This is a genomic window from Kitasatospora sp. NPDC093102, from assembly GCF_040683915.1.
In the GTDB taxonomy this organism is placed as follows: Bacteria; Actinomycetota; Actinomycetes; order Streptomycetales; family Streptomycetaceae; genus Kitasatospora.
Genome location: NZ_JBFBFA010000028.1, coordinates 48,368 through 62,652, shown reverse-complemented (window position 1 = coordinate 62,652; position 14,285 = coordinate 48,368). Strand labels below are relative to the sequence as shown.

At 73.5% G+C, this 14,285-nt stretch carries 11 protein-coding genes; 6 read left to right on the top strand and 5 right to left on the bottom strand.

Annotated features, from left to right (window positions below; translation table 11 throughout):
* The first annotated feature begins 61 nt into the window (after positions 1 to 61).
* The 3 genes from AB0O11_RS27520 to AB0O11_RS27510 all read left to right on the top strand — a co-directional run bounded on the left by AB0O11_RS27520 (position 62) and on the right by AB0O11_RS27510 (position 4,176).
* On the top strand, positions 62 to 1,960 hold the full coding sequence (locus AB0O11_RS27520; RefSeq protein ID WP_363392184.1) for an ABC transporter ATP-binding protein: 1,899 nt from the start codon (positions 62 to 64) through the stop codon (positions 1,958 to 1,960).
* A 112-nt stretch (positions 1,961 to 2,072) separates the two neighbouring features.
* A complete protein-coding gene (sigJ, locus tag AB0O11_RS27515; RefSeq protein WP_363392135.1) occupies positions 2,073 to 3,008 on the top strand; it encodes an RNA polymerase sigma factor SigJ in 936 nt (311 codons plus the stop codon).
* Positions 3,009 to 3,096: 88 nt separating this feature from the next.
* The gene (locus AB0O11_RS27510) at positions 3,097 to 4,176 is read left to right on the top strand and encodes an FAD-dependent oxidoreductase (protein WP_363392133.1); all 1,080 of its coding nucleotides are present in this window, start codon (positions 3,097 to 3,099) and stop codon (positions 4,174 to 4,176) included.
* Positions 4,177 to 4,271: 95 nt separating this feature from the next.
* Here the strand turns inward: AB0O11_RS27510 and lepA are convergent, their stop codons facing one another.
* The gene (gene lepA / locus AB0O11_RS27505) at positions 4,272 to 6,140 is read right to left on the bottom strand and encodes a translation elongation factor 4 (RefSeq protein ID WP_363392131.1); all 1,869 of its coding nucleotides are present in this window, start codon (positions 6,138 to 6,140) and stop codon (positions 4,272 to 4,274) included.
* Positions 6,141 to 6,471: 331 nt separating this feature from the next.
* On the opposite strand from lepA, the gene rpsT reads away from it, so the two are divergent.
* A complete protein-coding gene (gene rpsT / locus AB0O11_RS27500; RefSeq protein WP_224284197.1) occupies positions 6,472 to 6,741 on the top strand; it encodes a 30S ribosomal protein S20 in 270 nt (89 codons plus the stop codon).
* Between the two features lie 419 nt (positions 6,742 to 7,160).
* Positions 7,161 to 7,841: a hypothetical protein gene (locus tag AB0O11_RS27495; protein ID WP_363392130.1), complete on the top strand. Its 681-nt coding sequence runs from the start codon at positions 7,161 to 7,163 to the stop codon at positions 7,839 to 7,841.
* A 79-nt stretch (positions 7,842 to 7,920) separates the two neighbouring features.
* Here the strand turns inward: AB0O11_RS27495 and holA are convergent, their stop codons facing one another.
* Positions 7,921 to 8,919, bottom strand: a complete 999-nt coding sequence (holA, locus tag AB0O11_RS27490; RefSeq protein ID WP_363392128.1) for a DNA polymerase III subunit delta — start codon at positions 8,917 to 8,919, stop codon at positions 7,921 to 7,923.
* A 74-nt stretch (positions 8,920 to 8,993) separates the two neighbouring features.
* Here holA and AB0O11_RS27485 point away from each other — a divergent pair, with 74 nt between their 5' ends.
* On the top strand, positions 8,994 to 9,287 hold the full coding sequence (locus tag AB0O11_RS27485) for a hypothetical protein (RefSeq protein ID WP_363392127.1): 294 nt from the start codon (positions 8,994 to 8,996) through the stop codon (positions 9,285 to 9,287).
* Positions 9,288 to 9,512: 225 nt separating this feature from the next.
* Here the strand turns inward: AB0O11_RS27485 and AB0O11_RS27480 are convergent, their stop codons facing one another.
* The 3 genes from AB0O11_RS27480 to AB0O11_RS27470 form a co-directional block, all read right to left on the bottom strand.
* Complete coding sequence (locus tag AB0O11_RS27480) at positions 9,513 to 12,176, bottom strand: ComEC/Rec2 family competence protein (protein WP_363392125.1); 2,664 nt, start codon at positions 12,174 to 12,176, stop codon at positions 9,513 to 9,515.
* A gap of 78 nt (positions 12,177 to 12,254) precedes the next feature.
* On the bottom strand, positions 12,255 to 13,262 hold the full coding sequence (locus tag AB0O11_RS27475) for a helix-hairpin-helix domain-containing protein (RefSeq protein WP_363392123.1): 1,008 nt from the start codon (positions 13,260 to 13,262) through the stop codon (positions 12,255 to 12,257).
* A 150-nt stretch (positions 13,263 to 13,412) separates the two neighbouring features.
* Positions 13,413 to 14,258, bottom strand: coding sequence for a DegV family protein (locus AB0O11_RS27470; RefSeq protein ID WP_363392121.1), 846 nt, complete (start codon positions 14,256 to 14,258; stop codon positions 13,413 to 13,415).
* Between the last annotated feature and the right edge of the window lie 27 nt (positions 14,259 to 14,285).

Below are 14,285 nucleotides of genomic sequence, written 5' to 3'. Positions count from 1 at the left end.
CCTGCCCAGCGACTCCCAGGCCGCCGCCGCCCGCCGCGGCCCGGCCGGCCCCGGCCGCTTCATGGGCGGCCAGGGCACCGAGAAGTCCATGGACTTCAAGGGCTCCGGCAAGCGCGTCCTCGGCCTGCTGCGCCCCGAACGCAACACCCTGGTCGGCGTCCTGCTCCTCGGCGTCCTCGGCATCGGCTGCGCCGTCATCGGCCCCAAGATCCTCGGCGACGCCACCGACCTGATCTTCGCCGGTGTCGTCGGCGCCCGCTTCCAGGCCGGCACCTCCAAGGAACAGATCGTCGACGGGCTGCGCGCCCACGGCGAGGGCGGCGTCGCCGACCTGCTCTCCTCCGTCGACTTCACCCCCGGCCAGGGCATGGACTTCGGCGCCATCGGCACCGTCCTGCTCTGGGTGCTCGGCATCTACGTCGCCTCCGCCGTCTTCGGCATCTTCCAGGGCCGGCTGGCCACCCGGGCCATCCAGGCCGCCAGTTACCGGCTGCGCCAGGACGTCGAGGCCAAGCTCTCCCGGCTGCCGCTCAGCTACTTCGACAAGCAGCCCCGCGGCGAGGTACTCAGCCGGGTCACCAACGACATCGACAACATCGGCCAGTCCATGCAGCAGACCCTGGGACAGGTCGTCAACTCGCTGCTCACCGTGGTCGGCGTGCTCGCGATGATGTTCTGGATCTCCCCGCTGCTCGCCCTGATCGCGCTGGTCTCGGTGCCCGTCTCGGTGGTCGTCGCCACCAAGGTCGGCAAGCGGGCCCAGCCGCAGTTCGTCCAGCAGTGGAAGTCCACCGGCCAGCTCAACGCCCACATCGAGGAGATGTACACCGGCCACACCCTGGTCAAGGTGTTCGGGCGCCAGCAGGAGTCCGCAGAAACCTTCCGCGAGCACAACGACGCGCTCTACCAGGCCAGTTACAGGGCCCAGTTCATCTCCGGCATCATCCAGCCCGCGATGATGCTGATCGGCAACCTCCAGTACGTGCTGGTCGCCGTCGTCGGCGGCCTGCGGGTGGCCAGCGGCTCGCTGTCCATCGGCGACGTCCAGGCGTTCATCCAGTACTCGCGGCAGTTCAGCCAGCCGCTCACCCAGGTCGCCAGCATGGCCAACCTGGTGCAGTCCGGCGTCGCCTCCGCCGAGCGCGTCTTCGAGCTGCTGGACGCCCACGAGCAGAGCCCCGAACCGGCCATGCCCGAACGGCCCGACGCGGTGCGCGGCCGGGTCGCCTTCCAGGACGTGTCCTTCCGCTACGACCCCGAGAAGCCGCTCATCGAGGACCTCTCGCTCAAGGTCGAACCCGGCCAGACCGTCGCCATCGTCGGCCCCACCGGCGCCGGCAAGACCACCCTGGTCAACCTGCTGATGCGGTTCTACGAGGTCAGCTCCGGGCGGATCACCCTCGACGGCGTGGACATCGCCGCGATGTCCCGCGAGGAACTGCGCTCCGGCATCGGCATGGTGCTCCAGGACACCTGGCTGTTCGGCGGCAGCATCGCCGACAACATCGCCTACGGCGCCGAGTCGGCCACCCGTGAGCAGGTCGTCGAGGCCGCGAAGGCCGCCCACGTCGACCGCTTCGTACGCACCCTGCCGGACGGCTACGAGACCGTCATCGACGACGAGGGCACCAACGTCAGCACCGGCGAGAAGCAGCTGATCACCATCGCCCGGGCGTTCCTCGCCCAGCCGTCCATCCTGGTCCTGGACGAGGCGACCAGCTCCGTCGACACCCGCACCGAGGTGCTGATCCAGCGGGCCATGGCCCGGCTGCGCACCGGCCGCACCAGCTTCGTGATCGCCCACCGGCTCTCCACCATCCGGGACGCCGACGTGATCCTGGTGATGGAGAACGGCTCGATCGTCGAGCAGGGGTCGCACGACCGGCTGATCGCCGCCGACGGCGCCTACGCCCGGCTCTACCAGGCGCAGTTCGCCGAGGCCGTGGTCGAGGTGGACTGACGCCCGGCCGGCCTGCGGGCCGGGGCGGGGACATCCCGCCCCGGCCCTTCGCACCCCGGCCCTTCGCACCCCGGCCACTTGCCCTCCGGACACCGCGCGCTACCTTGGGCCCGTGATCGACGACCCAGCCCCGGACGCCTTCGAGGCGAACCGCCGCTACCTGGGCTCGGTCGCCTACCGGCTGCTCGGCTCGTTCACCGACACCGAGGACGTCCTCCAGGACGCCTGGCTGCGCTGGCAGGCCGCCGACCGCACCGCCGTCGCCGACCCGCGCGCCTTCCTCACCACCGTCGTCACCCGGCTCTGCTACGACCAGCTGGGCTCCGCCCGCGCCCGCCGCGAGGCCTACTACGGCGAGTGGCTGCCCGAACCGGCCGTCTCCTACGCCGACGGCCCCGACTCCCCCGCCGAGCTGGCCGAACGCAGCGAGTCCGTCTCGCTCGCCCTGCTCGCCCTGCTGGAGCAGCTCACCCCCGCCGAGCGCGCCGCCTTCGTGCTGCACGACGTCTTCGCGGTCGGCTTCGAGGACATCGCCGCCTCCCTGGAGCGCACCCCCGACGCCACCCGCCAGCTCGCCTCCCGGGCCCGCCGCCGGGTCCGCGACGGCGGCCGGGGCACGGACGGCCGCCCGGCCCACGAGGGCGCCCGGCGCACCGGCGGGGCCGACCCGGCCGAGCACCGCCAGGCCGTCGAGGCCTTCGCCGCCGCCAGCACCCGCGGCGACATCCTCGCCCTGATGGAGATCCTCGACCCCGACGTGGTCTGGCACTCCGACGGCGGCGGCATCGTCCGCGCCGGGGTCCGCCCCGTCCACGGCGCCGACCGGGTGGCCCGGATGGTGGCCGGCCTGGTCGCCAAGTGGTTCACCCCCGAGCTGGCCACCGCCACCGCCGTGGTCAACGGCGAGCCCGGACTGGTCTGGTACGGCCGGTCCACCGGCACGGTCGGCGGCGTCCTCGCCTTCACCGTGGCCGGCGGGCGGATCACCGAGGTGTACGTCGTGCTCAACCCCGAGAAGCTCGGCCGCATCCCCGTCGTGGAGCTGTGACGCGAGTCACGGTCACACCCCCACCGGCCGCGTCGTCCCCTTCCCGAACAGCGCTCCACCGGAGCGCCCTCGCGAGGAGGCGGACGAAATGAGCAGCACCACCACCGGGCAGCGGATCGTCGTACTGGGCGCCGGGTACGCCGGACTCACCGCGGCCAAGGGCGCCGGACGGCACCACGCCGTCACCCTGGTCGCCCCCGAGGACCGGATCCTGCACCGCATCCGCCAGCACGAGACCGCCGCCGGCCGCGGCCGTGACTGGCCCACCATCGGCGAACTCACCCGCGACCGCCGGATCGCGCACCGCCGGGCCCGGGCCGTCGCACTCGACCCGGCCGCGCACGAGGTCCGGCTGGACGACGGCACCACCCTCGCGTACGACACCCTGGTCTACGCCCTCGGCAGCCGCACCGCCCGGCACGGCGTCCCCGGCGCCGAACGGCTCGCCTGCTCGGCGGAGCGCGCCGCCGAGCTGCACCGCCGCATCGCCGCGGCCGACCGGCCCGGCACCCTCGCCGTGGTCGGCGGCGGCGCCACCGGCATCGAGCTGGCCACCGAACTCGCCGAGGCCCACCCGGCCTGGCAGGTGCGGATCGTCGCGTCCGGCCTGGTCGGCGGCGTCTACTCGGCCAAGGGCCGGGCCCACGTCCGGCGCGTCCTCGCCCGGCTCGGCGTGGCCGTCCACGAGAACGCCACCGTCACCGAGGTCACCCCGGACGGGCTGCGCACCACCGCCGGCCCGATCGACGCCGGCCTCGTCGTCTGGGCCGCCTCGCTGGAGCCGCACCCGCTGGCCGCCGAGGCCGGACTGGCCGTGGACGAGCGCGGCCGGGCCCTGGTGGACGACCACCTGCGGTCGGTCTCCCACCCGGACGTCCACGTGATCGGCGACGCCGCCGCGGTCACCGTCCCCGGCGTCGGCACCCTGCGGATGGGCTGCGCCACCGCCCTGCCGCAGGGCCAGTACCTCGGCAAGCTGCTGGCGGGGCGCACCGCGGCGCCGTTCTCCTTCCGGTACGTGGTGCAGTGCGTGAGCCTCGGCCGGCGGGACGGACTGCTCCAGCTGGTCCGCCCGGACGACTCGATGCGGCCCACCGTGTTCACCGGCACCGCGGGGCGGCTGGCCAAGGCGGCGATCGTCGGCGTGGTCCTCAACAGCCTGAAGTAGGCCGCCGAAAGGCCGGGAGGCCGGGAGGACCCGGAAACGCCGGAAGGGCCCGGGCAGGTGCCCGGGCCCTTCCGGCGTGCGTCACCGCACCGCCGCTACTTCTTCTCCTTCGGCGGCTCGGCGTCGGTGGACAGTGCGGCGATGAAGGCCTCCTGCGGGACCTCCACGCGGCCGACCATCTTCATCCGCTTCTTGCCTTCCTTCTGCTTCTCCAGCAGCTTCCGCTTGCGGGAGATGTCACCGCCGTAGCACTTGGCGAGGACGTCCTTGCGGATCGCGCGGACCGTCTCACGGGCGATCACCCGGGAGCCGATGGCCGCCTGGATCGGCACCTCGAACTGCTGGCGGGGGATGAGCTTCTGGAGCTTGCCGGCCATCATCACGCCGTAGCCGTAGGCCTTGTCCTTGTGGACGATCGCGGAGAAGGCGTCCACCGCGTCGCCGTGCAGCAGGATGTCGACCTTGACCAGGCTGGCGGACTGCTCGCCGATGGGCTCGTAGTCCAGCGAGGCGTAGCCGCGGGTCTTGGACTTCAGCTGGTCGAAGAAGTCGAAGACGATCTCCGCGAGCGGCAGGGTGTAGCGCAGCTCGACCCGGTCCTCGGAGAGGTAGTCCATGCCCTGGAGGCTGCCGCGGCGGGACTGGCAGAGCTCCATGATCGCGCCGACGAACTCGTTCGGCGCGAGGATGGTGCCGCGCACGACCGGCTCGAACACCTCGGCGATCTTGCCGGTGGGGAACTCGCTCGGGTTGGTGACGGTGTACTCGCTGCCGTCCTCCATGACCACCCGGTAGATCACGTTGGGGGCGGTGGAGATCAGGTCGAGGTTGAACTCGCGCTCCAGGCGCTCCCGGATGATCTCCAGGTGCAGCAGGCCGAGGAAGCCGCAGCGGTAGCCGAAGCCGAGCGCGACCGAGGTCTCCGGCTCGTACACCAGCGCGGCGTCGTTGAGCCGCAGCTTGTCGAGGGCGTCGCGCAGCAGCGGGTAGTCCGAGCCGTCCAGCGGGTACAGACCGGAGAACACCATCGGGCGCGGGTCCTTGTAGCCGCCGAGCGGCTCGGTGGCGCCCTTGTGCATCGAGGTGATGGTGTCACCGACCTTGGACTGCCGGACGTCCTTCACACCGGTGATGATGTAGCCCACCTCGCCGACGCCGAGGCCGTCGGCGACCTTCGGCTCGGGCGAGATGACGCCGATCTCCAGCAGCTCGTGCGTGGCGCCGGTGGACATCATCGAGATCCGCTCACGCTTGGTGAGCTGCCCGTCCACGACCCGGACGTAGGTGACCACGCCGCGGTAGGAGTCGTACACCGAGTCGAAGATCATCGCGCGGGCCGGGGCCTCGGCTTCGCCGACCGGGGCCGGGATGGTGTTGACGATGTGGTCCAGCAGGTCCTCGACGCCCAGGCCGGTCTTGGCGCTGACCTTGAGCACGTCGCCCGGGTCGCAGCCGATGATGTGGGCGATCTCGGCCGCGTACTTCTCCGGCTGGGCGGCCGGCAGGTCGATCTTGTTGAGGACCGGGATGATCGTGAGGTCGTTCTCCAGCGCCAGGTACAGGTTGGCGAGGGTCTGCGCCTCGATGCCCTGGGCCGCGTCGACCACCAGGATGGTGCCCTCGCACGCGGCGAGGGAGCGGGACACCTCGTACGTGAAGTCCACGTGGCCGGGGGTGTCGATCATGTTGAGGATGTGCGTCGCCCCGGCGTTCGGCCCGGTCTTCGGCGCCCACGGGAGGCGGACCGCCTGCGACTTGATGGTGATGCCGCGCTCACGCTCGATGTCCATGCGGTCGAGGTACTGGGCACGCATCTGCCTGGGGTCGACGACGCCGGTGATCTGCAGCATCCGGTCTGCGAGCGTCGACTTGCCGTGGTCGATGTGGGCGATGATGCAGAAGTTGCGGATCAGCGCCGGGTCGGTACGGCTGGGCTCTGGCACATTGCTGGGGGTCGCGGGCACCTTGGTCCGATTCTCCGTTGGTCCGGGGCCGGGGGTGTCCTGGTCATCGCTGACCGGTTTCCCGGGGACCGGACAGTCTCGTCCGATCGAAATAGTTCCTCCCATCTTCCCACGAGCGCGGGGCGGGCTGCCGTTCGGGCACCGTCCGATTCCGTCCGCCGCCCCCGCGCGGCCCAGGAGCGGGGTCCGCGGCGGGAGCCCGGTTTGGGGCGGGAAGCGGGCCCCTGGTAGCGTGGGCTGCTGCACCTGGCCTCGGCATGCCCTCTCAGCTGGACCGAAGGCCGCCGGGTGCGACCCCGTTCAGACCTTTTAGACAGACTGAGGCTCCTTCGTGGCGAACATCAAGTCCCAGATCAAGCGCAACAAGACCAACGAGAAGGCGCGCCTGCGCAACAAGGCCGTCAAGTCCTCGCTGAAGACCGCTCTGCGCAAGGCCCGTGAGGCCGCTGCCGCCGGCGAGACCGAGAAGGCCACCGAGCTGGCCCGCGCCGCCTCCAAGGCGCTGGACAAGGCCGTGAGCAAGGGCATCATCCACGCCAACCAGGCCGCCAACAAGAAGTCGGCCATCACCAAGCGCGTCAACACGGCCGCCCAGGCCTGACGCCCCGGGGGCTGTGACCCCCACCGCTTCGGGACGGCCCGGCCCTCTACCCGGCCCCCCGAGGCGCGCAAGACTCGCACCGCACGCGGCCTGCGTTCGCCACGCGGGTGCGGTGCAACGAAGCAGTGCGGCAGGCGTCGCAGTCGGCCTCTTCCCCGGAGGCCACTGCGGCGCCTGTCGCGTTCCACGGCCCGGCCGCTATGGTCGGTCAGGTCCGATCGAGGTGCGGGGGAGCACCCCGACGCCAGGCCCAGGGGGGAACTTCCATGACAACGCCACCGCCGCCACCGGCACCGAACGGACCGGGGTACGGCTACCCGCAGCAGCCGGGCAGGGGCGCGCAGCCCGTACCCGGCGCTCCGGCTACCGCGGGTCCCGCCGGCTTCGGACCGCCTCCCGGGCTGCCCGCCGCGCCCGGCATGGCCCCGGCACCCGGCCTGCCCGCCGCGCCGGGGACCGGGAGGAGCGGGAACCTGCGGCGCAACGCCGTCTGGGCGTTCGTCGGCGCGGTGATCGTGTCGGTCGGCTGGACCGCCGCCGTCATGGCCGTCCCCGGCCTGGTCAGCAGCGACTCCTCGCCCCGCGGCCTGCACGGCTACCACCTCTCCGACGACTTCTGCACCACCGGGAAGCCCAGCAGGATCCTCCAGACGTACTCCGTCTCGGACACCTCCGCGCCGACCCACCACACCGACCGGCATCCGGCGCTGGACAGCATGAACTGCTCGATGTCGCTCAAGCGCACCGGCGGCAACAACGACAGCGAGTACGCCAACCTCTACCTGCGTGCCGATCTGCACAAGGCGGTCAACCCGGCACCCGAGCTGGAGGCCAACAAGGAGCTCTACCGGGCCCGCGGCTACCAGGTCACCGACATCACGGGGCTCGGCGAGGAGGCGTACTTCCTGTACAAGGACGACGGCTCGGACAAGTACCACAGCGTCTACGCCGAACTGGACATCCGCGACGGCGGGATGACCTACTACATCAACTACACGGCCAGCTACACCGAGGGCAAGGGCAAGCCGCCGTCCAAGGAGGAATTGCGCAGTGCCCTCCAGTCGGACGGGCAGGACGCCGTCCGGGCCATGAAGAAGTAGGTCCGGCTCCGCTGCCCGCCGTGCCGTGCCGCTGTGCCGTGCCGTGCCGCCGTACCGTGCCGCCGTCGGCAGACGGCTGTCAGTAGGCGGGCCTGGAGCCGGCACGGGCGGCCCGGGCGACGGCGACCACCGCGCGCTCCAGGGCGAAGGCCGGGTCGTCCGAGCCGCCCTTGACGGCGGCGTCGGCCTGGGCGATCGCGGTCAGCGCGGTGGCCACCCCGTCGCCCGTCCAGCCGCGCATCTGCTGGCGGACCCGGTCGACCTTCCACGGCGGCATGCCCAGCTCGCGGGCCAGGTCGGCCGGGCGCATGTTCCGCCCCGCGCTCGCCAGCCGGCCGATGCTGCGCACGCCGGAGGCCAGCGCGTAGGTGATGCCGGTCGGCGGCTGGCCGACGGCCAGCGCCCAGCGCAGCCGTTCCAGCGCCTCCGCGGCCCGGCCGGTGACGGCCAGATCGGCCACCTCGAAGCCGGTCGCCTCGGCCCGGCCGCTGTAGTAGCGGGCCACCACCGTCTCGTCGATCGCGCCCTCGACGTCCGAGGTCAGCTGGTGGCAGGCGGCCGCCAGCTCGCGCAGGTCGCTGCCGAGCGCGTCCAGCAGCGCCTGGCAGGCTTCCGGGGTCGCCGAGCGGCCCAGGGTGCGGAACTCGCCCTTGACGAAGGCCAGCCGTTCGCTCGCCTTGGCCAGCTTGGCGCAGGCCACCTCGCGCCCGCCGGCCTTGCGCCCGGCGTCCAGCAGGCCCTTGCCCTTGGCTCCGCCGGCGTGCACCAGCACCATGATCACTTCCTCGGCCGGCGCCTCGATGTACGCCTTGACCTCCTTCACCGAGTCGGCGGAGAGGTCCTGCGCGGCCCGGACCACGATCACCTTGCGCTCGGCGAACAGCGACGGCGTGGTCAGCTCGGCCAGGCCGCCGGGCTGGAGGCCGCCGGGCGGCAGGTCCCGCACGTCGGTGTCCGGGTCCGCGGCCTTCGCCGCCGCCACCACCTGGGCGACCGCGCGGTCCAGCAGCAGCTCCTCCTGGCCGACCGCGAGGGTCAGCGGGGCGAGCAGGTCGTCGGGTGCACTCTTCCTGGCCATCGCGTACCAGCATCCCACGGGGCGCGGACACTCCCGCCCGACGGAGCGGGCGGCCCGACCTGGACAATGGCCCGGTGACCGAGAACCACACCACCGACCTCCCGGCCGTCGACGACCCGTACGCCCGGCTGCTACTCGTCCTGCCCGACCGTGACGCCGCCGAGGAGGCCGCCGAGGAGCTCGGCGCCACCCAGCCCGACCTCGGCGAGCTCGAAGTCGTCCGCGACGCGCTCGCGGGCGAGGACGACGCCGAGGACGCCCAGTGGCTGATCGTGGCCGAGGCCCCGGAGAGCGGCTGGACCCCTGCGCTGCTGCACGCCCTCGACACCCTCGCGGCCGGCTACGAGGGCTGGCGCGAGGAGGCCTGAGGGCCTGAGGCTGCACCCGGCACCTCCGTACCCGGTACCGGCCACCGCCTGGGCGCCGCCGCCCTCACCCGCGAGCTGGTGGCATTTCGCCGGCGCGCTCCGGGCTTGCCCGGAGCGCGCCGGAACGTTTCTTCTGGCCCCGCGCCCGCGCCTCTCCACTCCTCCCACAACCCCCTACCCCTTTCCCTGCCCCACGTGATTGGTGGGAGGAGGAGAGCGCGGGGGTCACACGGGCGGGGCTCGGGGGGAGGCCGGGGTCTGCTCGGGGTGGGCGTGGGCTGCGGAGCCCTGCCCGTCGCCCCCGCGGTTCCCGCCGCTCCCGCCGTGGCTGCGCGGGTGGCGGGCTGCGTGGGAGGGCTGGGGGTGGACGGCCACGCCGAGGGTGGCCGGGGAGTCACCCGTCACCGCGATGTCGCCCTCCCGGTCGGTGCGCAGCACGGTGGCACCGAGTGCGCGCAGGTGGTCGACCGTCCTCGGGGACGGATGGCCATACGGATTGCCCTCTCCGCAGGAGATCAGGGCCAACCGGGGCCTCAGTCCGTCGGCCAGGTCCCAGTCCTGGTGGGCCGATCCGTGATGTGCCACCTTCACGACATCGGCCTTCCCCACCCGGCCCGACAAGGCCGACTGGGCCTGGGGTTCGAGATCTCCGAGCAGTGCCATCCGTAGCCCTCCTGTCAGTGACACCATCAATGCGACGCTTGCGTTGTTCGGGCCCGGTGCCTCGACAGCCGCACCGGGGACGGGCCACAGCACGTCCCAGGCCAACTCCGCACCGGCCGAGCGCCGTTCACCCCGACCGGCTCTCAGCAACCGGAGGCCGGCACCTGCGGCCCAGCCCGCCACCCGGGCCGCCTCTTCCGGTGGGTCGTCCAGCGTGGTGCCCTCGATCGCGCCGACCCTGCGGCCGCGCAACACGCCCGGCACGCCCTCGACGTGGTCGGCGTGGAAGTGCGTCAGCAGCAGTAAGGGAACCGTCGTGATGCCGAGGTCGCGCAGGCATCTGTCCGCGGCTTTCGGATCCGGCCCGGCATCGATCACCACCGCACTGTCCGGCGACCCTGTTGCGAGGGCCAGCATGTCTCCCTGCCCGACGTCGCACATCACCAGTCGCCACCCAGGCGGTGGCCAGCCGGTGGCGATCCGGGTGAGCTGCGGCGGGCGCAGCAGCACGGCCAGCAGGACCGCCGTCAGCGCCCCCGTCACCAGGGCCCGCGCCCAGCGCCGCCGGGTGGGCGTCGGCCTGCCCGGCCCCGCCCGTCGGGGCAGGAGGAGCGGCGCCGCCCAGCAGGTCGCCAGGACGGCCAGCGCGACCGTCGCCGTCCCGAACCACCCTCCTGGCCAGACCAGTTGGCCGCCCGGGACTTCGGCGCCGCGTCGTGCCACCAGGGCGAGCCAGCCGACCGGCACCGCGGCCGGCGCCACGAGCAGGTGGGCCACGGCCGGGAGGAACGGGTGCAGGACGAGCACCCCGAAGCCGAGCAGTGTCGCCGGGGCCACCGCCGGCTCGGCCAGCAGGTTGCACGGGATGCCGACCAGGCTGATGTGCCCGGACAGCACCACCGTCACCGGAGCGCACAGCGCCTGGGCGGCCGCCGTCGCCGCGAGCGCGCCCGCCAGGTGGCGTGGCCATCGCCGGGCCCGCAGGGCCTCGGCCCAGTGCGGCCCGAGGACGAGCAGCCCGGCAGTGGCGAGCACCGAGAGCAGGAAGCCGAACGAGCGCGCCAGGAACGGGTCCAGCAGGACCAGCACCAGGACCGCTCCGGCGAGCGCGGGCACCGCTCGGCGGGGACGGCCGGTGGCCAGGGCCAGCATGCCGATCAGCCCCGTCCCGGCCGCCCGCAGCACGCTGGGCTCGGGCCGGCAGACGGTGACGAAGGCCAGCGTCAGCGCGGTGCCGAGCAGTGCACCGGTGCGCAGCGACAGACCCAGCACCGCGGCCAGCCCGCGCCGCTCCGGGGTGCCGGCCTGCCCGGGCGCACCCAGCAGCGCGCCGAGGACGATCGCCAGGTTGGCCCCGCTGACCGCCACCAGGTGGACCAGGTCGGTGGCCCGGAAGGCGTCGTCGAGGTCGTCGGGCAGGCGCGAGGTGTCGCCGACGACCAGCCCCGGGAGCAGCCCGCGCGCGTCCGCCGGAAGTCCGTCGGTGGCCGAGCGCAGGCCTTCGCGCAGCCGGCCGGCGATCCGCTGCGGCAGGCTCGGCGGCGCCAGCTGCCGGGGCGGCCCGTGGACGACCAGCAGCGCGGCGGATTCGGTGTCACGGCCCTCCCCCACCGGGCGCACCTCGGCCTCCACGGCCAGTCGCTGGGACGGGAGCAGCCGCTGCCAGGGCTCGCCCTTCGCCCCTCGGGCCATGACGGTCACCGGCGTACGCGTGCGGGTGGTCCGCCCGTCCGGGAGCAGGGAGACGCGGTCGGCCACCGCGTCCACCGTGAGGAGCGTCTGCCCGCCGACGGTACCGCCCCGGGGGGTATGGATCTTCGGGTCCGCCGCGACGGTCAGCTCCACCTCCACCACCGGGGACGACACGCCCGGCGCTCGCGGCTCAGCGGACACGGCCGCACGGGCGAGCTCCGGCAGCGGCCCCCGGTGGAGGTCGGCGGTGTGCAGCGGGGTGGCGATCGCGGCCGCCGCGCCGGTGAGCAGGACAGCGGCCAGCGTCGCCGCGGACCCGCGCCGGCGCAGGACCCCCCGCCGGGCGAGCAGCAGGACGGCAACGAGCACAGCGAGGCCTGCCGCGGTGAGGACGAGGGCCTCGTACCCCGGCTCCATCCGCAGGAGCGCTGCCGTGACCGCCCAGGCCGAGACGGCGGGCAGCAGCAACCGGAAGTCGGCACCCGGAGAGCGGGACGCCGCGGCCGGAGCGGCCGGAGCGGTGGCGACGGACATGGCGGTATCTCCCTTCGCGGACCGGGGGCGCGAGCGTGTGGGAAACGGGCAAGGGCAAGGGCAAGCGCAGAGCAGGCGTCAGAGGGTGAGCAGCGGGCGGAGTTCGGCATACGTACGGGCCCCGATCCCACTGACCTGCCGGAGCTGGTCGAGGGAGCGGAAGGAGCCGTGCGAGGTGCGGTAGGCGAGGATGCGCTGGGCGAGGGTGGGGCCGACACCGGGGAGGGTGTCGAGCTGTTCGAGAGTGGCGCGGTTGAGGCTGACGGATGGTCGGTACGCGGCGGGGCCCGGAGGCCCGCTCCCGCTTGCGCCGGCCGGAGCGCCGGCCGGGGCGGGGGCGGGCGCCTGTTCGCCGACCAGGATCTGTTCACCGTCCGTCAGGACGCGGGCCAGGTTGAGGTTCCTGGTGTCCGTCTCCGGCAGCGGACCGCCCGCCGCCCGCAGGGCGTCGGCCACCCGGGAGCCGCCGGGCAGGGTTTGCAGGCCGGGGAGGTGGACCCGCCCGCCGATGTCCACCACAACGGCCGACCCGGCACCACCACCGGCTCCGGCGCCACCACCACCGGCACCACCACCGGCTCCGGCTCCGGCTCCGGCTCCGGACGCAGCAGCGGCGGAGGTGTCGGCGGGGACGGACGGCTCGGATCCCGACGGTGCCGCGACCGCCGCCAGCGCGGGCACGGCGACCGTCTCCGGCCGGGCCAGCCAGAAGTGCTGCACGGCGTAGCCGACCGCGAACAGCAGCAGGATGGCCAGCCCGGCCACCGCGCGCCGGTCGAGCGCCAGCGCCGAGGCCAGCGAGGGGAACAAGGAGAACCGCGGGCGCACCCCGGCCCCCGATGGATCCCCGGCTTCACCCGGGTCCGTCGCATCACCCGCATCCGGCGGCGCCGGCATCGCGGCCGGCGACGGCGGCCCGGTGGCAGACGCCGCCCGCTCCCCCGTCGACGGCGAGGCCGCCCCCGGGGGACCCCCGCCCGCGCCGCCCAACGCCTCGTCATCCGTCGGCAGCAGCGCGGCCATCCGCAGCCGCACCGTCTCGTTGATCGCATCGCGCTTTGCCGCGCCCAGGCCCATGGTCGTCATGCCGAGGACGGTAGGAGCCTTCCGGCGAACGCGCGGAAATCAACGAAACCCTGTGGATAACCCGGGGGTTGTGGATAAAACGCATCACTCACAAGAGCGAGCAGGGCCACCCGAAGTTGACCACCCACCCGCCGACGGCCACCCCCGCCCTCAGCGAGGCGCGACCACCACCGCGAGCAGCCCCGGCCCGACGTGCGCGCCGATCACCGCCCCCACCTCGCCCACGTACAGCTCCCGTAGCCCCGGCACCCGTGCCCGCAGCCGCTCCGCGAGCGGTTCGGCCCGGTCCTCGGCGGCCAGGTGGTGCACGGTGATGTCGACCTCCTGCTCCCCCGAGCGCTCGACCGCGATCTCCTCCAGCCGCGCGATCGCCCGCGACGCCGTCCGCACCTTCTCCAGCGGCTCGATCCGCCCCCCGGCCAGGTGCAGCAGCGGCTTGACCGCGAGTGCCGAGCCGAGCAGCGCCCGCGCCGCCCCGATCCGGCCGCCCCGGCGCAGGTGCTCCAGGGTGTCGACGTAGAAGAACCCGCTGGTCCCGGCCGCCCGCCGGCCGGCCGCCTCGGCTGCCTCGGCCAGGCCCTGTCCGGCCGCGATCGCCTCGGCCGCCGCCAGCACCCCGTACCCGAGCGCCATCCCGACCATCCGGCTGTCCACCACTCGCACCGGTACGGGCGCCTCGGCTGCGGCCAGCCGGGCGGCCTCGACGGTGCCGGACAGTTCGCCGGAGATGTGCACCGAGACGATCCCCTTCGCCCCGGCCTCGGCGGCCGCCCGGTAGGTGGCGGCGAAGGTTTCCGGGTTCGGCCGGGAGGTGGTCACCCGCTGCTTGCCGCGCAGCGCCTCGGCCACGTCCTTCGGGGAGATCTCGACGCCCTCGCTCCGGACCGAGTCACCGACCGCGACGCTCAGCGGGACCATCGTGATCCCGTAACGGTCGAGGGCCTCCTGCGGCAGATAGGCCGTGGAATCGGTGACAAGTGCGAGGTCGGAGGGCATGAGCCGGAGGTTACTCCCCGTCGGTCC

Excerpts from the sequence above, each read along its gene's own strand:
- AB0O11_RS27520 (WP_363392184.1), top strand. The coding sequence starts at position 62 with ATGGGCGGCCAGGGCACCGAGAAGTCCATGGACTTCAAGGGCTCCGGC.
- holA (WP_363392128.1), bottom strand. The coding sequence starts at position 8,919 with ATGGCCAGGAAGAGTGCACCCGACGACCTGCTCGCCCCGCTGACCCTC.
- AB0O11_RS27480 (WP_363392125.1), bottom strand. The coding sequence starts at position 12,176 with ATGTCCGTCGCCACCGCTCCGGCCGCTCCGGCCGCGGCGTCCCGCTCT.
- AB0O11_RS27510 (WP_363392133.1), top strand. The coding sequence starts at position 3,097 with ATGAGCAGCACCACCACCGGGCAGCGGATCGTCGTACTGGGCGCCGGG.
- AB0O11_RS27470 (WP_363392121.1), bottom strand. The coding sequence starts at position 14,258 with ATGCCCTCCGACCTCGCACTTGTCACCGATTCCACGGCCTATCTGCCG.
- AB0O11_RS27475 (WP_363392123.1), bottom strand. The coding sequence starts at position 13,262 with ATGACGACCATGGGCCTGGGCGCGGCAAAGCGCGATGCGATCAACGAG.
- AB0O11_RS27495 (WP_363392130.1), top strand. The coding sequence starts at position 7,161 with ATGGCCCCGGCACCCGGCCTGCCCGCCGCGCCGGGGACCGGGAGGAGC.